This window comes from Bartonella grahamii subsp. shimonis, assembly GCF_036327415.1.
Taxonomy (GTDB): domain Bacteria; phylum Pseudomonadota; class Alphaproteobacteria; order Rhizobiales; family Rhizobiaceae; genus Bartonella; species Bartonella shimonis.
Map to the genome: position 1 here is coordinate 673,595 of NZ_CP123961.1, position 22,962 is coordinate 696,556.

The 22,962-nt window shown below is 38.9% G+C and carries 17 protein-coding genes and 1 pseudogene; 3 read left to right on the forward strand and 15 right to left on the reverse strand.

The window, feature by feature from the left end:
* Nucleotides 1-973 precede the first annotated feature (973 nt).
* The 4 genes from QHG57_RS02955 to QHG57_RS02970 all read right to left on the reverse strand — a co-directional run bounded on the left by QHG57_RS02955 (nucleotide 974) and on the right by QHG57_RS02970 (nucleotide 5,492).
* Nucleotides 974-1,837 carry a C40 family peptidase gene (locus QHG57_RS02955; RefSeq protein ID WP_330169606.1) on the reverse strand — a complete coding sequence of 288 codons (864 nt, stop codon included), beginning with the start codon at nucleotides 1,835-1,837 and terminating at the stop codon, nucleotides 974-976.
* 159 nt (nucleotides 1,838-1,996) lie between these two features.
* Nucleotides 1,997-3,370, reverse strand: coding sequence for a leucyl aminopeptidase family protein (locus tag QHG57_RS02960; RefSeq protein ID WP_330169430.1), 1,374 nt, complete (start codon nucleotides 3,368-3,370; stop codon nucleotides 1,997-1,999).
* Nucleotides 3,371-3,383: 13 nt separating this feature from the next.
* Nucleotides 3,384-4,382 carry a type I pantothenate kinase gene (gene coaA / locus QHG57_RS02965; RefSeq protein WP_330168634.1) on the reverse strand — a complete coding sequence of 333 codons (999 nt, stop codon included), beginning with the start codon at nucleotides 4,380-4,382 and terminating at the stop codon, nucleotides 3,384-3,386.
* 120 nt (nucleotides 4,383-4,502) lie between these two features.
* Nucleotides 4,503-5,492, reverse strand: coding sequence for an asparaginase (locus QHG57_RS02970; protein WP_330168635.1), 990 nt, complete (start codon nucleotides 5,490-5,492; stop codon nucleotides 4,503-4,505).
* A 221-nt stretch (nucleotides 5,493-5,713) separates the two neighbouring features.
* On the opposite strand from QHG57_RS02970, the gene hslV reads away from it, so the two are divergent.
* Together hslV and hslU are read left to right on the forward strand one after the other, a co-directional pair.
* The gene (gene hslV / locus QHG57_RS02975) at nucleotides 5,714-6,295 is read left to right on the forward strand and encodes an ATP-dependent protease subunit HslV (protein ID WP_330168636.1); all 582 of its coding nucleotides are present in this window, start codon (nucleotides 5,714-5,716) and stop codon (nucleotides 6,293-6,295) included.
* Nucleotides 6,296-7,606 (forward strand): ATP-dependent protease ATPase subunit HslU, encoded by a 1,311-nt coding sequence (hslU, locus tag QHG57_RS02980; protein ID WP_330168637.1) that lies wholly within the window; start codon nucleotides 6,296-6,298, stop codon nucleotides 7,604-7,606. It abuts the gene before it with no gap.
* Nucleotides 7,607-7,624: 18 nt separating this feature from the next.
* Here hslU and QHG57_RS02985 read toward each other — a convergent pair whose 3' ends face one another.
* The 3 genes from QHG57_RS02985 to rpsO form a co-directional block, all read right to left on the reverse strand.
* On the reverse strand, nucleotides 7,625-8,620 hold the full coding sequence (locus QHG57_RS02985) for a class I SAM-dependent methyltransferase (protein WP_330169431.1): 996 nt from the start codon (nucleotides 8,618-8,620) through the stop codon (nucleotides 7,625-7,627).
* 72 nt (nucleotides 8,621-8,692) lie between these two features.
* Entirely contained in the window at nucleotides 8,693-10,888 is a 2,196-nt protein-coding gene (pnp, locus tag QHG57_RS02990) for a polyribonucleotide nucleotidyltransferase (RefSeq protein WP_330168639.1), read from the reverse strand.
* 251 nt (nucleotides 10,889-11,139) lie between these two features.
* Nucleotides 11,140-11,409: a 30S ribosomal protein S15 gene (gene rpsO / locus QHG57_RS02995; protein ID WP_330168640.1), complete on the reverse strand. Its 270-nt coding sequence runs from the start codon at nucleotides 11,407-11,409 to the stop codon at nucleotides 11,140-11,142.
* A 314-nt stretch (nucleotides 11,410-11,723) separates the two neighbouring features.
* Here rpsO and QHG57_RS03000 point away from each other — a divergent pair, with 314 nt between their 5' ends.
* The gene (locus tag QHG57_RS03000; RefSeq protein ID WP_330168641.1) at nucleotides 11,724-13,352 is read left to right on the forward strand and encodes an MFS transporter; all 1,629 of its coding nucleotides are present in this window, start codon (nucleotides 11,724-11,726) and stop codon (nucleotides 13,350-13,352) included.
* A 455-nt stretch (nucleotides 13,353-13,807) separates the two neighbouring features.
* On the opposite strand, the gene truB is transcribed toward QHG57_RS03000, so the two are convergent.
* From truB to metK, 8 genes and pseudogenes are all read right to left on the reverse strand, one after another.
* Nucleotides 13,808-14,770, reverse strand: coding sequence for a tRNA pseudouridine(55) synthase TruB (truB, locus tag QHG57_RS03005; protein ID WP_330169432.1), 963 nt, complete (start codon nucleotides 14,768-14,770; stop codon nucleotides 13,808-13,810).
* A gap of 4 nt (nucleotides 14,771-14,774) precedes the next feature.
* On the reverse strand, nucleotides 14,775-15,182 hold the full coding sequence (gene rbfA, locus QHG57_RS03010; RefSeq protein ID WP_330168643.1) for a 30S ribosome-binding factor RbfA: 408 nt from the start codon (nucleotides 15,180-15,182) through the stop codon (nucleotides 14,775-14,777).
* A gap of 122 nt (nucleotides 15,183-15,304) precedes the next feature.
* On the reverse strand, nucleotides 15,305-17,824 hold the full coding sequence (gene infB, locus QHG57_RS03015) for a translation initiation factor IF-2 (RefSeq protein WP_330169433.1): 2,520 nt from the start codon (nucleotides 17,822-17,824) through the stop codon (nucleotides 15,305-15,307).
* A pseudogene (locus QHG57_RS03020) lies at nucleotides 17,821-18,458 on the reverse strand (RNA-binding protein). Before QHG57_RS03020 ends, infB begins: the two are co-directional and overlap by 4 nt.
* Nucleotides 18,459-20,090: a transcription termination factor NusA gene (gene nusA, locus QHG57_RS03025; protein ID WP_330168646.1), complete on the reverse strand. Its 1,632-nt coding sequence runs from the start codon at nucleotides 20,088-20,090 to the stop codon at nucleotides 18,459-18,461. It lies immediately after the preceding pseudogene.
* A gap of 47 nt (nucleotides 20,091-20,137) precedes the next feature.
* Entirely contained in the window at nucleotides 20,138-20,788 is a 651-nt protein-coding gene (gene rimP, locus QHG57_RS03030; RefSeq protein WP_330168798.1) for a ribosome maturation factor RimP, read from the reverse strand.
* 127 nt (nucleotides 20,789-20,915) lie between these two features.
* Nucleotides 20,916-21,617 carry a tRNA (guanine(46)-N(7))-methyltransferase TrmB gene (locus QHG57_RS03035; protein WP_330168647.1) on the reverse strand — a complete coding sequence of 234 codons (702 nt, stop codon included), beginning with the start codon at nucleotides 21,615-21,617 and terminating at the stop codon, nucleotides 20,916-20,918.
* Entirely contained in the window at nucleotides 21,614-22,882 is a 1,269-nt protein-coding gene (metK, locus tag QHG57_RS03040; RefSeq protein WP_330168648.1) for a methionine adenosyltransferase, read from the reverse strand. Before metK ends, QHG57_RS03035 begins: the two co-directional genes overlap by 4 nt.
* Between the last annotated feature and the right edge of the window lie 80 nt (nucleotides 22,883-22,962).

Genomic DNA, 22,962 nt, shown 5'->3' on the forward strand with positions numbered 1-22,962 from the left:
ATGATATTAAATATAAAAGAAAAACATGAACAGGAGACTTCTTAGAGGATTATGTATTATACATTCTATGGTATGAGAGATGAGGAAAAAAGCTCCCTAGGTAAGTATATAAATGAGAAATATAAATAAGATGAGAAAGATATTATTTTTGCATATTAAAAAAATATAAAACTGCTGGTTTGTAATAAAGGTATTTGAAACAGTGAAATATGATAATATGAAGAAGTCTGATTAAAGTTATGTAATGCGATTTATGATTGACTATATGATATTTTAATGAATGTTATTCAGTAAGCCTGTTGATGAGTTTTCACAGTATTTAAAGATAGGCAAATATTAATAAAGACTTCTAAATGAATATGAATTTTAAAAAAAGATCAAAAGATGTCGCTTTTGATTAAGAGGGGCACACGTTCTTTACGTAATACAGAACGGCATTGTGTTGCATATTCACGAGCCTGTTTAAAGAGGCATCTCGCAACGCTCCAAAACCCATTTTGTGCTGGCACTAGTGAATAGTATAACGTTAAAGCCCCCCATAGAAATAATGTAAAATCTATAGAGCGCCACTATCTTTACGCTTATGAAGGAGTAAGCTGGTCCCAATGTTTACGATAGTTCTTGGTATTTGAGAGCCTTCAGAAGGGATATTTTTTTCGTAATCATTTTTACTTATACATCAATTCTATTTGTGATGAACAAGTAAATGATTTTGATTGCTTCAACATAAAAACAGATTTGCAATGAGAGAATTTTACGACATTTAGAATTCTTAATACAGAATGAATGACGGATAATTATCATTATAAATCAATTCATTGCTGTATTATTGCAAGCTGCTTTGTGTGTTCTATTTTGCTTGAAGAGCTTAACTCAATTAAAAAACAAAAGGCATAAGGTGCGGCAATGTTATAAATCAATTCATTATATAGCAAAAAACATTCAATTAATTATTTTTTATAGGAGGCATGTATTAAGTTTCTTGCATTGGACGACGTTTTGCGATGGGATATTTATCTTTTTTAGCGATACGCGTAATTGCCTCTTCCAATGGCTCGATTATAACGTCCATAGAAAAACCATTTGCATGAATAATATTTTCATGATCGACCATAATAGCAACATGACCTTTCCAAAAAATTAAATCGCCTCGTTGAAGTGTATCAATATCGGTAAGAGGATTGCCTATAGTTTCTTGCTGCATATCGGTGTCACGTAAAACTATTTGATTGGTCATCATCATAGAGAGCTGAACGAGTCCTGAACAATCAATTCCAAAACCGCTGACACCACCCCAAAGGTAAGGTGTACGGATAAAGGTTTCTGCAACAGTGACATAATCTTCATATACGCGTCCAATGGGGCTGAGATGGCTCGTAATGATTGTTTTTCCATTTTCAAGAATAGAATACATTGTGTCACGGACTTCAATTTCATCAACAACACTGACTTTGCTTCCCATAGATAAAGGAGACACTATTGGTCCACGTAAGTCAGCGTGTAAATATTTAAATGTACGTGGTACTGAAACAATATGTGTTTGTTTTATAGTTGATGTACAAAGAGCTGTTGTATCAATATAACCAACATAACCATCTTTGAGTGATTGCCCCCATGACATCGTTTCCCCTTCTTCAAAAATGAGAAGTTCTTCTCCCAATAAGCATTCTGTTTGTCTTTCACTTTTTTTGCTATTTTCTTTAAAAAGTCCAGCGACCGCTTTATTAACACGTCTTTTTTCACCTTGAACAAAGCGCTGAGCTGTAATTTCTGTTTCAAGGCGTTGGTCCGCTAGATCATCTCTGAATGCATAAAGCCTTGGGTCTTTAAAGATCATCTTTTTTCTTTCCATTTTGTTACTTCTTACCTTTAACTAAACTTATGAAAACTGTATTGGTAAGGTTTTTTATCCTCAAATAAAACTAAGAACACAATTTAAGGCGATAGCAATTATTCTTTAAGCTGCAAAATTGTCTATCTTTGTGGATCTTTTGTGTCAAATTTCATTTTTAAAAATATTATAAAGAGCACGAATAGTTTGTGCTGATCCACCAATAGGGTATCCTGGTTTTTCTTTTGGAACCCATCCATAAAGGTCAAAATGCGCAAAATGTTCAGCTTTTTCAACAAAAGAATTAAGAAATAAAGCTGCCGTTATAGAGCCAGCAAAGCTATTTCCAGTTACATTATTAAGATCAGCAATTGGTGATGATAACATTTCTTGGTAAGGTTTCCAAAGGGGCATTTGCCAAAGAGGATCAAAAACGGCGTGAGCAGATTCAGAAATTTGTTGTGCCCATATTGAATCATTACAATAAAATGCGGGAAGATCTGGTCCTAATGCTATACGTGCTGCCCCCGTTAAAGTAGCCATACAAAGCATGAATTGTGGACTTTCTTCATCACCATAGGCGAGCGCATCGGCAAGAACAAGTCGCCCTTCAGCATCTGTATTACCTACTTCAATACTTAAGCCTTTACGACTTTTGAGAATATCACTTGGTCGGTAAGCATTCGCAGAAATTGCATTTTCTACAGCTGGAATCAAAACACGTAGACGGAAAGGCAATTTGGCATCCATGATAAGTTTAGCCAATCCCAAAACATTTGCCCCACCCCCCATGTCTTTTTTCATAAGCAACATGTTATTGGCAGATTTAATATCGAGTCCTCCCGTATCAAAAGTTACCCCTTTGCCCACCAACGTTATTTTAGGATGATGTTCTTGCCCCCAGTGTAACTCAATCAGTCGCGGTGCAATACTGCCTGCTCGGCCTACGGCATGAATCATCGGAAAGTTATGAGTTAAGAGATCATCTCCACAAATACTTTGGACATGAGCACCGTAGGTTTTTCCTAGTTTTCGTGCTTCTTTTTCGAGAGCATTAGGGGTCATATCATTGGCTGGAATATTGATGAGATCACGGACGAAAAAGACAGCTTCATAAATTCGTTGGAGTTCATTAAGATCAACGGCTTCATTGACATGGATGGACAATGATTTGAAAGAAGAATTTTGACGATAGCGATTAAATTGATAGCTACCAAATGCTAATCCAAGATAGGCATTTATTTCATCAGAGGTTGTACCTTCTAAATGCCATTGACCAGCAGGAAGCTTTTGAGCAAGCAGTCCTGTGATAAAGGGATCGTTCCCATTGCCAATTCCAAATAAAACTTTTTTTAAATGCCCCGTTTCGTGAGGAACAAAGAGTATTTGTCCTGCTTTGCCTGTAAAGTCATTAACTTTTATCCATGCTGTTGTTGACGCATCAAGTGATAAGTTGGTAAGACTTCTTTGGTTTACCAAGATGATAGGGCAACTGTTATCGATACGCGTTGAGGTAAAATGAATGTGATAGTGCTGCATAGTTATGAGATCCTTATAGTCGTCTAAGTGCGACATACTCGACCAAATGATTTTTTCCTTTTCGTAGAATGAGATTGGATCGTGGTCGTGTTGGCAATATATTTTCTTGTAAATTTTTTAAATTAATTGTTTGCCAAAGATCCTCAGCGATTTTTGAGGCTTCTTTTTCACTGAGTAGGGCATAACGATGAAAATAGGATTCAGGATTTTGAAAAGCTGTTTTACGCAAACGTTTAAAGCGCTCCAAATACCAGTGGCGAATGACTTCTGTTTCAGCATCGACATAGATTGAAAAATCAAAAAAATCTGATACGAAAGGAATAGCTTTCCCATCTTTAGGAAGATCACTGACCTGTAATACATTAATACCTTCAACAATTAAAATATCAGGACGATCAATGGTAATTGTCTGATTTTCTAGAACATCATAGGTCATATGTGAGTAAAGCGGCGCACGGACATTTCCGATACCTGCTTTTATAGCCGAAAGAAAGCACAGCAATTTTTTAATATCATAGGAATCAGGGAATCCTTTACGTTTCATACGATTTTTTTGCTGTAAGATTGCGTTAGGATAGAGAAAACCATCCGTTGTGATCAGATCAACTTTAAGGCTAGATGTCCATCGTTTCAACAGTTCTTGAAGAATGCGAGCTGTGGTTGATTTTCCTACTGCTACAGAACCAGCAATTCCAATAATAAAGGGCGTTTTTCTAGTCTCTTCTTGATGAAGAAACTGCCGACGTTTGTGAAAAAGTTCCTGTACTGCTTCGACATGGCATGATAACAGACGCGATAAAGAAAGATAAATGCGTTGGACTTCTTTAAGATCGATAGGATCATCAATAGAGCGTAGACGCTTAATTTCATCAAAAGTCAAAGTAAGAGGTGTGTCTGCACGAAACTCTGACCATTCTTGTGCAGTAAAAACACGATAGGGTGAATATCGGTCAGAAACGGATTTGACCAGATTATCTTCCTGATTAATTTTTTGTATAGTCGTATCAATCATTTTATTGGTCGAGAATTTTTTGCTGCAGCAATCGATTAAGAGTGAACAGATGAGCAGCTTGATTTTTAAATAAGTTTTGTTTTGCTTGCTCTCTTCTTTAAGATAATAGATCATTTTTCATTAACTTATCGTCCAGTCATTCCAGTTTGCACGGATTTGTGCTAGTGAGTGCCCTTGCGCCAAAAAAGCCCATAAAAGTAGACGCGCTTTTACGGCTGATAAATAACCAGACATGAGAGCACCAGAAGCAATCATATCGATTTCTGAGCCTTTATAGCCATAAGTTATACGAGTTGTTGAGCCATTACAACAACGACTAGCAATAATGATTGGTATTTTTTGTGCATATTGTTGTACAAGGTCTGCTTCTTGAAAACTGCAGTGTCCTGCACCAAAACCAGCAATAACAACTCCAGCATAATATCCACTTTCAAGGCATAGTTTCATTAATTGTGCATCAGATGATAAAGAGGAATAGAGGAGTGCAATTTGATAATCGTGGTTTTGGGGAAGATCAAACGTTGTCGGAAAAAATTTTTGATCATTGAAATAAATAAGTTTTCCCTCTAGAATAGTTCCTAAAATACCCGCAAGACCTGATTGAAATGTTTCGACTTTGACGGTATGGCTTTTATAGAGCCAATAAGGTGAATGAATTGTATCATTTATGACAACGAGTACGCCCCTGTTACGACTTTGTGGGGCGACTGCAACACGAGTGGCTGCTAAAAGGTTGGCGGGGCCGTCTGCGCCCGCTTCATGAGGCATGCGCATAGCGCCGGTTATGATGAGTGGTTCAGCTTCCTTCCAATAAAGAGAAAGAAAAAAAGCTGTTTCTTCCAGAGTATCAGTCCCTTGTGTTAAAACAATACCTTTTGCACCAGCATTTATTTGTTGTTTTGCCCACTCGATTATTTCAAAAAGAATTTGAAACGATAAAGATCCACTTGGTATTTGCATTAATGTTTGTGCATGAATATCAGCAACGTTATTTAAATTAGGAACACTTTTTATGAGGTTATCTGAAGTTAAAGTCGGTTGCATGTGACCAAAACTATCAGCAGTCATTGCAATTGTTCCACCTAAGGTTCCTATGGCTATTTTTTTCATAATTTTCCTCTAAAAGGCACAAACTGTTCATATAAAGCTATTTAGCAGTAATTTACATTGACAACAATGATATCATTTTTTCAATTTCAACAAATTGAGTTATGCTGAATCATTGTGTTTTGCTGTATATGTTCTTAAATAGGGTAATAGTAATTGAGTTTTACATTTTATGAAAAGAAATCCAATATTAAAAAGCAAAGTTAATATTAAGGAGTCTCCTTATGACAGAACATAAGCCAGACATAATGTATGGTACAACAATTATTACGGTACGAAAAGGTGGCAAAGCCGTGATGGCCGGTGATGGTCAGGTCTCTCTTGGACAGACAATTATGAAAGGTAATGCACGTAAAGTGCGTCGTCTTGGAAAGAACGGAGTGGTTATTGCTGGTTTTGCAGGTGCTACGGCAGATGCTTTCACATTACTGGAAAGATTGGAAATAAAGCTTGAGCAATATCCTGATCAGCTTATGCGTGCATGTGTAGAACTTGCAAAAGATTGGCGAACAGATCGCTATTTGCGTCGTCTCGAAGCAATGATGCTCGTGGCTGATAAGAAAGTGACTTTGGCTCTAACAGGGCTTGGTGATGTCTTAGAACCAGAAGATGGGGTTATGGCAATTGGCTCTGGAGGAAATTTTGCTCTTTCAGCAGCGCGTGCACTCATGGACTTGGATTTGGATGCAGAAACTATTGCTCGTAAAGCTATGGCTATTGCCGCTAAAATTTGTGTTTACACCAATGATCATTTTACGATTGAAACATTGGATGCAGAATTATCTTCTTTAGAGAAAGCTATTTAAATGTGTGTTGTATTTTCCCCTCGTGAGACTGTTTCTGAACTTGATCGTTTTATTATTGGCCAAAATGATGCCAAACGCTCTGTAGCTATTGCACTGCGCAATCGGTGGCGTCGACAACAGCTTGATGAGCCGATGCGTGAAGAAGTTATGCCAAAAAATATTTTAATGATAGGGCCAACAGGTGTTGGTAAAACTGGTATTGCACGTCGATTAGCAAAACTTTCTGGAGCTCCCTTCGTGAAAGTAGAAGCGACTAAATTTACTGAAGTTGGTTATGTGGGACGTGATGTTGAGCAAATTATTCGAGATCTTGTTGAAATTGCTATTTCTCTTGTGCGTGAAAAGAAACGGGATGAAATAAAAGAAAAGGCTCACGTGAATGCTGAAGAGCGCGTTTTAGACGCCCTTGTTGGTAAAACAGCCAGTCCCGTTACCCGTGATAGTTTTCGCAAAAAATTGCGTGAAGGTGAATTGGATGAGAAAGAGATTGAAATTGAAGTCGCCGATAATAATAGCAATAGTGCTTCAACCTTTGATATTCCTGGTATGCCTGGGGCACAAATGGGTATTATGAATTTATCAGATATTTTGGGCAAAATGGGTAGTCGTACAAAGGTCCGTAAGACGACAGTAAAGGATGCTTTTAAGCCGCTCATTGATGATGAATCTGAAAAACTCCTTGATCAGGAGCAAATTATTCAAGAAGCGCTTCGTGTTGCTGAAAATGATGGTATTGTTTTTATTGACGAGATTGATAAAATTGCAACCAGGGATGGTGGAGTCAGTGCTGCGGTTTCGCGTGAGGGGGTTCAACGTGATCTTTTGCCTTTGGTTGAAGGAACAACAATTGCTACAAAATATGGGCAAATTAAAACAGATCATATTCTTTTTATTGCCTCAGGCGCGTTTCATGTTTCCAAGCCATCTGATTTATTACCGGAACTTCAAGGACGTTTGCCCATCCGTGTGGAGCTCAACCCTTTAACAAGGGAAGATTTACGGCGCATTCTAACGGAACCAGAAGCTAGTTTGATTAAACAATATATTGCTCTTATGGCAACAGAAGAAGTTCATTTGGAAATTACTGATGATGCAATTGATGCTTTAGCAGATATTGCTGTAGATTTAAATGCAAGGATTGAAAATATAGGGGCACGTCGTTTGCAAACAGTGATGGAGCGCGTTTTGGATGAAATTTCTTTCACGGCACCTGATAAAGTAGGAACATCGTTTACAATTGATGCCGCTTATGTGAGAAAATCTATTGGCGAGCTTGCTGCTGATATCGATCTTTCACGTTTTATTCTTTAGAGTTATCACTTGTTTTCTTTATCTGCGCGCTTCGATAATTTTGAAACCATGGGCTTGTTCATGTATCAACACTGTGTGGAAAATATTTTTTAATAACCTTTCATAAGGCAGGTGGCGGTTTGCAACAAAAAGCAGACTGCCGCCTGGTTTTAGACACTTTGCAGCATTTATAATAAAATTTTTTCCTAATGAAACATCTGTCGTTTGTTGCGTGTGAAACGGTGGATTTGAAATGATTGTGTCATACAGATTTGTGATAGGTTCATGCACAAGGTCATGCCAATAAAAATGAATTGGAAAAAGAGTTGTTATGGATTTAAGGTGCTGTTTTGCTGCTCTCAAAGCGTTGTAGTCTGCTTCATAGAGATCAAGAGACGTAAGTTTTACATTGCTTTCAAGTGCAACGTGAGAAAGATAGCCCCATCCAGCACCAAAATCAGCCGTTTTTCCAGAAATAACTTGGAGCATATAAGAAGCAAGCGCAGCAGATCCTGGATCAATACGTCCGTGCGAGAACATACCAGAAGTGGTTTGAAATTTACCAAAAGTGAGCGGTGGTGAGCGCAATTGTGCAATGTTATGTCTCTCAATTTGTTGAGGAACTTGCAACCAAAATACAAGGCCATGATTTTTAGACAATTTATTGGTGATGGGAACAATTGTTTTAACCCATTTCATCATTGAAGCAGCACCAGCAGTTTTATTCCCACTGATTACGATCCATCCATTTGGTTTAACGCATTCTAATAAATCAAGAAAACAATTTTGGTTAAAACCACGATATTTGCTCAAACGTAAAAATGCACCATCATAGCTGAAGGTTTTATCTATTTGAGGAGAGCAGTGAAATTGAGTATCGACAAATTTTAAAAAATCTGGTCGCCAAGGCGTAATAACTTTTAAATTTTGTGCCCATTCAGGAGCTGGGATTTCTGTTAAACCGAAACTTAGCCAACATTGGTTTGGATCAGGATATGGAAGTTCATGATTTTCAAAAGGCAAAAATAATAACACATATGACTCTTTCAAAGAAAAATGCCACTCCAATGTTGGGATGGCATTTCATGATACGATAAGAGGAAAAACTTACTCTTCTTTTTTCTTACGGCGGCGCTTATTTTCAGGTTGTTTTTTTTCATCAACGCACTTTTCTTCATTCATCGCTTTATCACCGGTGATTTCCTTTCCGGTTTTTTGATCAACGACCTTCATTGATAATCGAACTTTTCCACGCTCATCAAAGCCCATTAATTTAACCCAAACTTTGTCACCTTCCTTTACAATATCAGTTGTTTTGGTGACGCGTTCTGATGCAAGCTGAGAAATATGAACGAGTCCATCACGAGAACCAAAGAAGTTTATAAATGCACCAAATTCTGCAGTTTTTACAACTGTTCCTTGGTAGATAGCACCAACTTCAGGCTCATCAACAATAGAATGGATCCAGCGTTTTGCTGCTTCAATGGTTTTAGCATCAGCAGAAGCAATTTTAATGGTACCATCATCTTCAATATTAATTTTTGCTCCAGTTTGTTCCACGATTTCCCGAATAACTTTACCACCAGAGCCGATCACATCACGGATTTTATCGACAGAAATATTCATAACTTCGATTCGTGGAGAAAATTCACTCAGCTCAGCACGTGCACTGGTTAAAGCTTTCGCCATCTCATTAAGGATATGGATTCGGCCATCTTTGGCTTGTTCAAGCGCGATTTTCATAATTTCTTCGGTAATACCATCAATTTTGATATCCATTTGCAAGGCAGTAATACCATTTTCTGTTCCTGCGACTTTAAAATCCATATCTCCAAGATGATCTTCATCCCCTAAAATATCAGAAAGAACAGCAAAGCGTTCTCCTTCTTTAATCAAGCCCATAGCAATACCGGCAACAGGGCGTGCTAGAGGAACACCAGCATCCATGAGAGCAAGTGAGGTCCCACAAACCGTTGCCATAGAAGAAGATCCATTGGATTCTGTGATTTCTGAGACAGCACGAATGGTATAAGGAAAAGATTCTTTCGTTGGTAACATGGGGTGAATTGCCCGCCATGCCAATTTACCATGTCCAATTTCACGACGACCAGGAGAACCAAGGCGCCCCGTTTCCCCCACTGAAAATGGTGGGAAATTGTAATGGAGAAGAAATGTTTCCTTATACATTCCCGTTAAGGAATCAACATATTGTTCATCTTCACCAGTTCCTAGTGTTGCAACGACAATAGCTTGTGTTTCTCCACGGGTAAAGAGTGCTGATCCATGTGTGCGGGGTAAAATACTCACTTCTGATTGGATAGGGCGCACAGTAGAAAGATTGCGTCCATCAATCCGCTTTTGGGTCTCAAGAATGTTCCCGCGAACAATTTTTGCTTGCAATTGTTTAAATACGGTTGCAACTTGATCAGCACTAAACTTACAGTCTTCTTCTGTTTCTGGCATAAATTTATTGAGGATTTCTGTCTTTAGTGCATCAATTGCAGCATAACGTTCTTGCTTATCAGTAATTGTATAAGCCTTTCGTATATCCTGTTCTGCCATTTTCTGCATTGCTTTTTCAAGTTCAGAAAGATCTTCAGGAACAAAATCACGAGGATCTTTTGCCGCAACTTCAGCAAGCTTTATAATGGCATCAAGGACAGGTTGAAAGCCTTTGTGACCAAACATTACGGCACCCAACATGATATCTTCCGGTAATTCTTGTGCTTCTGATTCAACCATCAAAACAGCACTGTCTGTTCCAGCAACAACAAGATCAAGTTTTGATTCAGGCATTTCATCGATATGAGGATTGAGAACATATTGCCCATTACAATAGCCAACGCGGGCACCAGCTATAGGCCCCATGAAAGGAACACCTGACAGGGTCAATGCGGCAGAAGATGCAATCATCGCAAGGATATCGGGATTATTTTCGAGATCATGCTGTATAACGGAAACAATAACTTGTGTATCATTTTTATATCCCTCAACGAAAAGGGGACGAATTGGGCGATCAATCAAACGTGAAACCAAAGTTTCATTTTCACTTGGTCGACTTTCACGTTTTAAATAGCCCCCAGGTATTCTACCAACAGCATAGGATTTTTCTTGATAATTAACGGTTAGCGGAAAAAAATCCTGGTCTGGTTTTGGGCTTTTGGCTGATACAACGGTTGCTAAGACAATAGTTTCTCCATAGGTAGCAATCACTGCGCCATCGGCTTGACGTGCTATTTTCCCTGTCTCAAGGGTGAGCGGACGCCCGGCCCATTCAATTTCTATCTTGTGCGTTTTGAACATTTTTTATCCTTAATGACCAGTGTTTAAATTTTTGATTGCTCACATTCTGGCTTTGCGTAGCATATTTCCAAGCTCTGGGGTGGCCAACATACTTTTTATCTTTGTTGCGAGAAGAAAGAAGTAAGCTGCCTTAAGTGCGCAACGATGAGCAGTCCTACCCCATAATAACTTGTCAGTTTTTAAAATTTTTAATTAAAAGCAACACGTTGAAAAAATGGGTGTTTTTTTTAAACACCACCTCCATTTTTCTTTTAGCGACGCAAACCTAACTTCTTGATAAGTGTCTGATAACGATTTTGGTCAACTCCTTTAAGATAATCAAGAAGGCGCCGGCGTTGAGATACCATCTTCAAAAGACCACGACGAGAATGATTATCCTTTTTGTGAGATTTAAAGTGGTTTGTTAAATTAGAAATACGTTCAGAAAGCACAGCAACCTGCACTTCTGGTGATCCTGTATCACCAACTTTGTTTGCGTATTCTGCGACAAGAGCTTGTTTACGTTCAGCTGTAATCGACATCGTATTATCCTTTCCAAAAACGAAGAAACATAAAGTCACCCATAGCCGAGATGTCGTTCAGCAAGGGTCTGTGAGAAAACAAGAAAAGTCTGAGACTCTTACCTATTTTCGTCCTTATATAGGAAAGAAGGTTAAAATACTAGTCCTTGACAGAAATTTGAAGTCTTTCTTTAAATAAAAGCTTTTATTTTGAAATATTGATTTAAATAGGGTTTTATGAGAAGTTTTTTAAAGAATTGTGCATCCTTTTGATACAAAAATTATGGGCGCGTGTGCGGTAACAAAAGTGATAAATACCGATTTGGAGGAAAAAGATGCAGAGCATTTCAACATTAAAACTTTTTCGTAATTCGGTATTTCGAAATTTATGGTCATCTACTCTTATTTCTAATTTAGGGGGGCTGATACAGGCTGTTGGAGCAGGGTGGTTAATGGCGTTGATTAGTTCTTCGCATTCCATGGTTGGGCTTGTTCAAAGTGCCACAACATTACCACTTGTTATGTTTTCTTTGATGGCAGGGGCATTAGCTGATAATTTTAATCGGCGTCAAATTATGTTGTGTGCGCAGATTATGATGATGGTCATATCCATGGGTTTATCTATCTTAGCCTATATGGGATTTCTAACACCTTGGCTTTTGTTATATTTTACGTTTTTGATTGGATGTGGCACAGCTTTTTATAATCCTTCTTGGCAAGCAACGATAGGAGATATTGTGAGCAGGGAAAATATTCCTGCTGCTGTTAGTTTGAATAGTGTCGGCTTTAATTTGATGCGGAGTGTTGGTCCTGCTATTGGTGGTGCCATCATTGCAACTTTGGGGGCATCTGCTGCTTTTTTGTTTAATGCTATAAGCTATATTCCTCTTATTGGTGCGTTATTTTTCTGGAAATCGAATTATGAAAACAATCCATTGCCACGAGAAAAGCTGTTAGGAGCTGTCTCAGATGGTTTGCGTTATGTTGCGATGTCACCTAATCTACTGAGTATTATGGTTCGAGCGTTCCTTTTTGGTATAGGAGCAATTTCGATTTTAGCACTTTTGCCAATTGTTGCGCATAAAGTTCTTGGAGGAAGTGCCCTTCTTTATGGTACATTGCTCGGTTGTTTTGGGTTAGGTGCCATGACAGCAGGTATTATTAATGCAGTTGTACGGCATCATTTTCGTTCAGAAACAATTATTGCAAGTGCATTTATTGGTTTCGCCTTTTCTTGCTTTTTATTGGGAATCAGCCGTTCACTGATTATAAGCCATATTGCTTTATTTCCTGCAGGTTTATGTTGGGTTTTGGCATTATCATTGTTTAATACATCTGTACAACTCTCTACACCACGCTGGGTTGTTGCACGTTCTTTAGCACTTTATCAAACAGCATCTTATGGGGGGATGGCTATTGGAAGTGCAATCTGGGGCGGTTTAGCTGATGGTTATTCTCCAACAATTGCTTTGAGTATTTGTTCTCTATTCTTGACTTTTGGTGCTCTTGCGGGGGTGAAATTTAGAATTCAAGAAATTCCTCAAATAGATTTAAATCCTCTTGATCATTTTAGAGAGCCGGAACTATTACTCGACCTCAAAGCAAGAAGTGGCCCGATCATGATAATGATTGATTATCAAATTCATGAAAATGATCTCGAAGAGTTTCTCAAAGTGATGACGCGTCGACGCCATATTCGGTTACGTGATGGTGCGCGTCAGTGGGTCCTTTTACGAGATCTTGAAAGACCTGAATATTGGACAGAGGCTTATCATATGCCAACATGGGTAGATTATTTACGCCATAATCATCGTCGTACAAAAGCGGATGCAGAAGTCAATAAGCGTTTGCGTCATTTAAATTGTTCTCCTAATGGTATAAGAGTACACCGTATGATTGAACGCCAAACAATACCTCAAGCTAATGAGATGCTTTTAAAAGTCTCCTCTGATCATCTCCCTTAGGGTCAAAACAGTTTTTGTAAAATATTAAATATGTTAATATTATTTCGATCGATTTGTTAGCATAATCATAACAAAAAATTGCTGCTTTAATAGTTAATAAGTTGATTTATAAATGATTATTTTCATGTTGAATGATAGTCCTGAAAATTTTAAGCTTTTCTCGTTTCAAATCTATTTAGAGTAAATCAGTTCAGATCTTCGCTTGCACATTACAAACGAGGGCTAACGTATGAGTAAACATGATTGAAAAAGAAATAAAAAGCCTCTTATGTATCCTTTTAAATACAAGGATTGTTGCAACATTAGGGAGAAAAGTGTGTGGTGGTGTTAGCTTATAGCACTGACTTAAATTTTGATGTGAATACGATGAATGTAAACAATAAAAAGCACTATATTTTTCTTAATTGATAAAGGAAAATATCTTTCCGCAAAAGGTGGTTGTGGAAAAGAAACGATTAAATTGTGAAAATCCGCTTCGGTTTAAATAAACTTTTATCGAGGGTGCCAATGGCAAGAAGTTGTTCCTTATAGAGGACAAAAATCTCATTTTCATCAAGAGGTGCTTTGTGATGATTCAAGAGGATAGAATAACCCTTTATAATTTTCTGTGCTTGAGTTTCATTAAGGATGTAGTGAGGGAGGCAATCCAATGCGGCGCTTGTTTCAATTAAGAGCCCATCGAGTGTTGAGAAGTTTTTTTCAAAAGAACGATTATTTTCATCTGTAGTGTTTTTATTTGGCGGAATGGCCGCTTTTAGTTCGTCCCATGTAATGAGATCTTCTTCATCAAAAGGTGCGACGGAAATACGTCTTAAATCAGCAATATGCCCATAGCAACCTAGATCACGCCCCATATCGCGGGCTAAAGAGCGCACATAAGTTCCTTTTCCGCAGGTTATTTCAAAGACAGAGTACTCTTTGGTAGGCATTTCTAATAACTTGAAAGTTTCTATTTCGACTTCACGGGACGGAATTTCAACAACTTCCCCTTCACGTGCTAAATCATAGGCACGATTTCCAGCAATTTTTATTGCTGAAAATTGTGGAGGTATTTGCAAAATAACACCTGTATATTGAGGAAGAAGAGCAAGTATTTCTTCTTGTGTTGGACGTTTGAGAGAAGTTTTCGTTATTTTCCCCTCTAGATCATCTGTTGAACGTTCTTGTCCCCAAGCAATATGAAAACGGTAAGTTTTTTTGCCTTGCATCACGTAAGGGACGGTTTTGGTTGCTTCGCCCAATGCAATGGGAAGAAGACCAGAAGCAAGAGGATCAAGCGTACCAGCATGTCCTGCCTTTTGTGCATGAAAGAGTCTCTTGATTTGTGAAACAGCTTCTGTTGATTTCATTCCTTTTGGTTTGTCAAATATAACCCAGCCAGAAACAGGACGCCCTTTTTTTTTGTGTTGCCGCGCCATATCTTTAATCCTCATCTTTATCACTATGGTGAAGATCGCGTGCAACCTCAGGCGAGCGAAGGAGAGCATCAATTTTTGAAAAATTATCAAAACTATTATCACGTCGGAAACGCAGTTCTGGTATATATTTCATTTGTCGTAACGCATGACTGATTTCTCCACGGAGAAAACGACTATGTTTATTGAGGATATCAACAACATCGGTATGAGAAGCATTTTTAAGAGTGCTGAGAGGTGATACAAAGCAAGTAGCAATTTTTAAATCTGGTGACATGCGTACTTCAGAGACAGAAATAACAATATCTTTCAAGATATCATCAAGCAAAATATCACGCTGTAATATATGTGCTATTGCATGACGTACTTGCTCTGCTACTCTAAGTTGCCGTTGTGATGGACTTGCATTTTTCATCAAAGTTTTATCCTTGCTACAAGATCTCTTTTTTTGACCATTTAGATAAGGAAAAAGAGATATTGTGTATAAAACCTAATAACTTTCCTCATTTTACAACAGAGTAAAGTTATTGGATTATTTTATAATGTGCGATTAATATGTTCGATACGGAAGGTCTCAATGATGTCTCCTGTGCGCATATCTTCATAATTTTCAAAGGCTATTCCACATTCTTGACCACTTTGCACTTCGTTGACTTCATCCTTAAAGCGTTTGAGTGTTTTCAGCTTTCCTTCGTGAATAACGATATTATCGCGGATAAGGCGAACACCAGCTCCCCGTTCTATTTTACCTTCTGTAACACGACATCCTGCAACTTTTCCAATTTTTGTAATGTTAAAGACTTCTAGAATTTCAGCATTACCAAGGAAAGTTTCACGCTGTTCTGGTGAGAGTAATCCAGACATGGCAGCCTTGATATCGTCAACAAGATCATAAATGATGTTGTAATAACGAATTTCAATTCCTTGTGTTTTAGCAAAATCACGTGCTTGCTTATTGGCTCGAACATTAAAACCAATTACAGCAGAGTTAGAAGCTTCCGCAAGAGAAATATCACTTTCGGTAATTCCTCCAGCACCAGAATGTACTATACGCGCACGAACTTCATCATTTCCGAGTTTTTCCAATGCTGAAGCGATTGCTTCAATTGATCCTTGCACATCCCCTTTTATAATAAGAGAAAATTCCTTAACACCAGTCGTTTGCAATTTTGTCATCATCTGTTCAAGAGAACCACGCGAACCAGTTTGCCGCGCAACAGCTTTATCACGTGCTAATCGTTGACGGTATTCAGAAATTTCACGTGCTTTTGCTTCATGTGTGACAACAGCAAAACGGTCTCCGGCTTGTGGCGTTCCTTGCATGCCTAAAATTTCAATCGGTGTAGAGGGAACAGCTTCTTTGACATGGCGGCCATGGTCGTCAATCAAAGCACGCACACGACCCCATTCATTTCCGGCAACTATAATATCGGAAGGATGTAATGTACCTTTTTGAACAAGAACTGTTGCAACAGATCCACGTCCGCGATCCAATTTGGCTTCAATGATAACGCCCTCTGCAGTTCGTTGAGAATCTGCTTTCAGATCAAGCATTTCAGCTTGAAGAAGGATAGCTTCAAGAAGTTTATTAAGGTTTTGACCAGTTTTAGCAGAAACTTCAACGTCCAAAGTTTCTCCGCCCATGGTTTCAACAAACACTTCATGTTGTAGAAGTTCTGTACGCACCTTTTGTGCATTTGCAGCTGGTTTATCAATTTTGTTGATAGCAACAATGATAGGTACACCAGCGGCTTTCGCATGATTGATTGATTCAATTGTTTGGGGCATAACACTATCATCAGCAGCTACAACGAGAACAGCAATATCGGTAACACGAGCTCCCCGGGCACGCATAGCCGTAAATGCAGCATGTCCTGGTGTATCAATAAAGGTAATTTTTTGACCGTTTTGTTCTACTTGATAGGCACCAATATGTTGCGTAATACCTCCTGCTTCGCTAGAAACAACATTTGCTTTACGAATAGCATCCAAAAGAGAAGTTTTTCCGTGGTCAACATGGCCCATAATGGTTACAACAGGGGGGCGTTGCTGCATGTTTTGAGGATTATCTGTTATATTAAAGATACCTTCCTCTACGTCAGATTCTAAAACACGTTTAACGGTATGGCCAAATTCAACAGCGATGAGTTCGGCAACATCGGCATCAATAACATCGCCAGGTTTCATCATTTGTCCTTGTTTCATCAAGAATTTAATCACATCAACAGAACGCTCAGTCATACGTTGTGCGAGCTCTTGAATGGTAATCGTTTCAGGAAGAACAACTTCGCGAGAAATTTTTTCTCTTGGTTCTTGATTTTGTGCACGCTTAAATTTTTCCTGTCTACGCCGCATTGCAGCCATTGAGCGCCCACGTGCGCTTCCTTCTTCATCCAAAGCACTATTCAGAGTTAGCTTTCCGCGTCGCCGCTCATCAGCTCCTTTGACAACTTTTGGTACACGTATTTCTGATTTAGCAGGATTAGCACGTCGACTATGCCGTTCTTCCTCTTTATTTTCATCTATTTTGCGTTTTTCAACCACGGTTGTATTTTTAGGCACAATAGGAATATCTGTCTGTTCAATGAGAGGAGGAGCAGGTGGAGTCTGCACTGGTGATATTTCTTCTTCTTGTTGAAGAAGTATTTCTTTTTCTTTAATTTCTTGCTGTAAAATTTCTTCACGCTCTTTAATGCGTCTTGCTTCTTCTTCGGCTTGTTCTCGTATTATTCTTTCTTGGATATGTGCTTCTTCTAACGCGCGAAGTCTCGCTTCCATTTCAGTCGATGAAAGATTGCTTTTGGCTACAGATTCTTGAGGCTTTTTTCCCTCAAAACGCGGTTTAGAGCGCTGGAGGGCCACATGCGGCTTTGTAATGGGCTGTAGGGTTTCAGCTTTTTCATCAGGTCGCGTAATTTTACGCCGTTTGGTTTCGACAACGACAGCCTTCGTACGGCCATGGCTAAAATTTTGTTTGACCGTGCTCGTTTCCAAGACAGACCGCTTGAGAGTTAGTGTCTTCTTGACTGTTGTTTTGTCGTTGTTATTTTCACTCATTGTACTTCCTTCACGGCTTGTGCCGTCATCTCACTAGGCTTTTACTATGCTTGTCGTCACGATAGCTGATCAATTTATATGTCGTTTTGAGAAATCCTTTAGCAGCTTTTGTGTCCAATAAGGCCGCGTGCATTACAGGATTAGAGCCAAAAGCCACTCGCATTTCATCACTTGTAAATAAAGATATGGTTTTTATAGTCCGATTTGTTTGTTGTTGTATTGAATGGATGGCCTGTGCAATTTTTCGTTTCCCATCTTCTGTTGTTTCTTTAGCATGAAGTACAAGAATAACTTTACCAGAGCGGATGGCAGCATCAACCTTTGTGGCTCCCATAACAATTGCTCCCGCTTTTCGTGCCATGGAAAGGCCTGAAAGAGCGGCTTTTAGTAAAAGCGTATCAACAACATGCACAAGATTTGGTGCAACCTCAACATCTGTTTTAAAATTTCTATGAAAAGCTCTCTGTTTGATTGCTTTCTCAACAACAGCATGATGGGCAGAAATCCAAACGCCACGCCCTGGTAAATTCGCTTTAAGATCAGGAACAATTTGGTTATTGGGACCAATAACAAAACGGATCAGCGTTTGTGCTGAAGCATTTTTTCTAGTCACAATGCAAGTCCGTTCATTCATTTAAAGTGTATCCACATCCAAATCATCTGTTTTTTCATTTTCTGCAGAATTTTCATCTTCTACATGATTTTCTGTAACAAGATCAGCTTGGTCTATCCAGCCTGCTTGTACACGTGCGGCTAAAACCATAGCTTCTGCATCCGCGCGTGTAATATCAAAAGGGGTTAAAATACCAGCAAAATTCTGTGTTTTGCCTTCTTTACGTTCTCTCCAACCTGCTAAATCATCAACGGCATAGCCAGCAAAGTCTTCTATTGTTTTTACACCATCCTCACCTACAGCAACCAGCATAGCACTTGTCATTCCCGGAAGTGTTCGCAATTCGTCAGAAACTCCGAGCTTTTTGCGTTTTTCATCGAGTTCTTTTTCTTGATGATCGAGATATTCGCGGGCACGACTTTGGATTTCAGCAGCGGTATCATGGTCAAAACCGTCAATAGAAGCGATTTCCTCAAGATCAATATAGGCGATTTCTTCAATAGAAGAAAAACCCTCTGATGCCATAACCTGTCCGATCATTTCATCAACCTCTAAGGATTCCATAAATAATTTACTCCGTTCAGCAAATTCTTTTTGACGATTTTCAGATTCTTCTTTTTCCGTTAAAATATCAATGTTCCATCCTGTTAGTTGCGAAGCTAAACGAACATTTTGTCCACGTCGCCCAATAGCAAGGCTAAGTTGGTCATCCGGCACAATAACTTCAATACGTTCAGCATCTTCATCAAGGATAATTTTAGAAACTTCAGCAGGTTGAAGTGCATTAACGACAAATGTTGCTGCATCAGGCGACCAAGGAATAATATCAATTTTTTCGCCTTGTAATTCTGCGACAACAGCTTGCACACGGCTTCCTCGCATTCCAACGCATGCTCCAACAGGATCAATCGAACCATCGCGTGAAACAACGGCGATTTTAGCCCGTGAACCTGGGTCACGAGCAACAGATTTGATTTCTATAATACCATCATAAATTTCTGGCACTTCCATAGTGAAAAGTTTGACCATAAATTGAGGATGGGTGCGGGAAAGGAAAATTTGCGGTCCACGTGTTTCACGGTGTACATCATTGACAAAAGCACGAATACGATCTCCATAGCGAAAGGATTCACGAGGAATTAATTCGTCACGGCGCACAATAGCTTCACCGCGCCCTAGATCAACAATAACATTACCATATTCCACACGCTTGACTGTACCAGAAATAATTTCACCAACTTTATTTTTGAATTCTTCATATTGCTGATCACGCTCTGCGTCACGTACTTTTTGTACAATAACCTGTTTAGCAGATTGCGCTGCGATACGTCCAAAATCCATAGGAGGTAAAAGATCAGCAAAAAAATCACCAATTTTTGCTTCTGCTTGATGTTTGAGAGCATCAGACAAAGTAATTTCCGTTGTATAGTCTTCAACGACATCAACGATTTTAAGCAGGCGCTGTAATTTAATTTCACCTGTTTTAGAATTGATTTCAGCACGGATATTGGTTTCTTGACCATAACGAGAACGTGCTGCTTTTTGAATAGCATCAGCCATCGCAGAAATGACAATTCCACGGTCGATTGACTTTTCACGTGCAACAGCATCTGCAATTTGCAGAATCTCAAGCCTGTTAGCGCTTGTCGCCATCAATTTTCTCCTTCTTTGTGCCACACGATGGGTATTTCCCTGTGATCTTATTTTTTGAAATTGAGCGTCTTTATAGAGTCGTTAGCTTTTTCTTCGGCAATAAATTGTTGACTTAAGTCTTTATTTTTTTTCAATGCATCGCGAATAAGTTCATCGGTAAGCACTAAATGTGCATTTATGATATCACAAAAGGAAATAGGGGTATACATGGCTTCTCCATACGCAGTTTTATCAGTGTTTAAAATAAATCCATCTTGCGTGACATTTGTAAGTGTTCCACGAAATTTTCGGCGCCCGTCAATTGTTATGTTGGTTTCAATTTTTGTAAGATGTCCTTGCCAATGAAAAAAATCAGATTTTCTTACCAATGGACGATCAATTCCAGGTGATGAGATTTCTAAATGATATTTGCGTTCAATAACATTTTGTACATCAAGGAGGGGAGAAACAGTCCGACTAACAGTTTCACAATCTTCTATGGTCATAGAACCATCGGCACGTTCAACCATAATTTGAAGTGTTAAACCATTTTGACCAAGAAGTTTCACACGAACCAAACGAAAACCTAAAGGTTTAAGCAGTGGTATGACAAGAGCAGCAACCTGTGCTTCGACACCATCTTCTTCAAATAGGCGTGGCTCGCTAAGATTGCTTATTTTTTCAGCTTCGTTCATACATTTTATCCAAGTTGGTTTCATCAGTTTTATGATATTAAAAAAGAGCGGGTCCAACGGCCCACCCTTCATCATAAGACCAAGAATTTAACTATTGATACTCTTAAATTCAAAATTTTTCAAGTTGTTTATGAGAAAAGCGCTTGATCATTTATTTCTTGATAAAGGTAAGATAGGTAGGTGTTCGTCCTTCACGTAAAGCTTTTGCTTCATAGCGGGTTCCTTTCCATAGTGGATAAGGGAGTTTCCAGTCTTGAGGGCTTTCTGCTTTCCATTCAAAGTGATCATGTTGTGCACAATGATACAAAGTCCAGTTTACATAACTGTCTATATCGCTAGCAAAGCGAAAAATTTTCCCTATTTTAAGAACACGAGCAAAACGGTTAAGATTTTTTATGTTGATGAAACGTCGTTTCCAGTGTTTCTTTTTCGGCCAAGGATCAGGATAGAAGAGGTCTATTCCATCAAGAGAATTATCAGGGAGCCAATCAAGGAGGCGTGTAGCATCATCATTATAGAGGCGAAGATGATTTTGATGGTTTTGATGTTGTTCAAGAGACAATAATATTTTTGCCATGCCATTGATAAAGGGCTCGACGCCGATAAAACCGGTTTTTGGAAAACATTCCATTTCATGAAGTAAATGTTCACCTCCACCAAAGCCGATTTCAAGTCGAATTTCTCTTACTTTACTTAAAAATAAGGATGTAAGGTTTGAAGGAGGAGGGACATTTAAATCAATATTCAAATTGGGAAGAAGCATTTTTATACGTGCAAGCTGACAGTTTCGAAGTTGCTTTCCTTGTCGGCGTCCAAAAAATGCTTCACTTTTGCGTGTATTATGCTTAATCATGGGACTTGGATCATTGTTTGAAGCATTTTTACGAGATCAGTTTTTTCCCATGAAAACGAACCATCGTGTTTTGGTTTACGTCCAAAGTGACCATAGGCAGCTGTTTTTGCATAAATAGGTTTATTGAGGTCAAGATGTTTTCGAATGCCAGTCGGTGAAAGGTCCATTATTTTGCGAATGGCTTCTTCAATAACTTTTTCATCGACTTTTCCTGTTCCATGAAGATTAAGATAAATAGATAAAGGTTGTGCAACACCAATTGCATAAGAGAGTTGAATGGTGCATCGCTCTGCTAAATGAGCAGCAACAATATTTTTAGCCAGATAGCGTGCCGCATAAGCTGCAGAACGATCAACTTTTGTTGTATCTTTTCCTGAAAAAGCACCGCCTCCATGGGGCGCTGCGCCTCCATAAGTATCCACAATAATTTTGCGTCCTGTTAATCCGGCATCGCTTTGGGGACCACCAATGACAAATTTTCCTGTTGGGTTAATATACCAACTGCATTGAGCCGCAATGGGAATGTCATGTAAAGCTTGACGAATGTAAGGTTCAACCACTGTACGTACCTTGCTGGAATCCCAGCTTTCATCGAGGTGTTGCGTTGAAAGAACAATGGATGTGACCTCTATCGGTTTTCCATTTTTATAGCGTATGGTTATTTGGCTTTTAGCATCTGGTCCTAATTTTCCAGCCTCTCCCTCTCCTTTATGACGGGCTGCGGCAAGAAGTTTGAGAATTTTATGCGCATAATAAATTGGCGCAGGCATGAAATCAGGTGTTTCACGGCAAGCATATCCAAACATGATGCCTTGATCACCTGCTCCTTCTTCACCATGCCGATCCGTAGCATTATCAACCCCTCTTGCTATGTCAGCTGATTGAGGGCGCAAAAGAACATCAATTTTAACAGTTTTCCAATGGAATCCTGCTTGTTCATAGCCAATGGTACGAATAGCACGGCGCGCTGCTGTACGAAAACGTGTAGGGTTAATGAATGGAACGCCAGTTTCATCATAGATAAATTCTTTATTTTTATCTTTTTTTAATAGCGTGTCGGGAACACGCACTTCACCAGCGATAACAACACGGTTGACACTGACGAGAGTTTCACAAGCAACACGTATTAACCATGGATCAGTAGCAGTCTTTTCAGCTTCTTTATAGATCATATCAACGATTTCATCGGAAATACGATCACAAATTTTATCAGGATGTCCTTCCGATACCGATTCGCTCGTAAAAAGATAATCTTGATGCGGCATAGGAACTCCTTCAAAAAAGAAAACCAACGATTTAATTAATTGCTTACTAAAGTTGTCACGACTTGCGAATTCTACAGCAA

Coding starts and splice junctions, on each gene's coding strand:
- hslV (WP_330168636.1), top strand. CDS start 5,714: ATGACAGAACATAAGCCAGACATAATGTATGGTACAACAATTATTACG.
- QHG57_RS02970 (WP_330168635.1), bottom strand. CDS start 5,492: ATGAAAAAAATAGCCATAGGAACCTTAGGTGGAACAATTGCAATGACT.
- pnp (WP_330168639.1), bottom strand. CDS start 10,888: ATGTTCAAAACGCACAAGATAGAAATTGAATGGGCCGGGCGTCCGCTC.
- nusA (WP_330168646.1), bottom strand. CDS start 20,090: ATGGCGACAAGCGCTAACAGGCTTGAGATTCTGCAAATTGCAGATGCT.
- QHG57_RS03000 (WP_330168641.1), top strand. CDS start 11,724: ATGCAGAGCATTTCAACATTAAAACTTTTTCGTAATTCGGTATTTCGA.
- QHG57_RS03035 (WP_330168647.1), bottom strand. CDS start 21,617: ATGATTAAGCATAATACACGCAAAAGTGAAGCATTTTTTGGACGCCGA.
- infB (WP_330169433.1), bottom strand. CDS start 17,824: ATGAGTGAAAATAACAACGACAAAACAACAGTCAAGAAGACACTAACT.
- rimP (WP_330168798.1), bottom strand. CDS start 20,788: ATGAAACCAACTTGGATAAAATGTATGAACGAAGCTGAAAAAATAAGC.
- QHG57_RS02955 (WP_330169606.1), bottom strand. CDS start 1,837: ATGATCTTTAAAGACCCAAGGCTTTATGCATTCAGAGATGATCTAGCG.
- QHG57_RS02960 (WP_330169430.1), bottom strand. CDS start 3,370: ATGCAGCACTATCACATTCATTTTACCTCAACGCGTATCGATAACAGT.
- hslU (WP_330168637.1), top strand. CDS start 6,296: ATGTGTGTTGTATTTTCCCCTCGTGAGACTGTTTCTGAACTTGATCGT.
- metK (WP_330168648.1), bottom strand. CDS start 22,882: ATGCCGCATCAAGATTATCTTTTTACGAGCGAATCGGTATCGGAAGGA.
- truB (WP_330169432.1), bottom strand. CDS start 14,770: ATGGCGCGGCAACACAAAAAAAAAGGGCGTCCTGTTTCTGGCTGGGTT.
- coaA (WP_330168634.1), bottom strand. CDS start 4,382: ATGATTGATACGACTATACAAAAAATTAATCAGGAAGATAATCTGGTC.
- rpsO (WP_330168640.1), bottom strand. CDS start 11,409: ATGTCGATTACAGCTGAACGTAAACAAGCTCTTGTCGCAGAATACGCA.
- rbfA (WP_330168643.1), bottom strand. CDS start 15,182: ATGAAAAATGCAAGTCCATCACAACGGCAACTTAGAGTAGCAGAGCAA.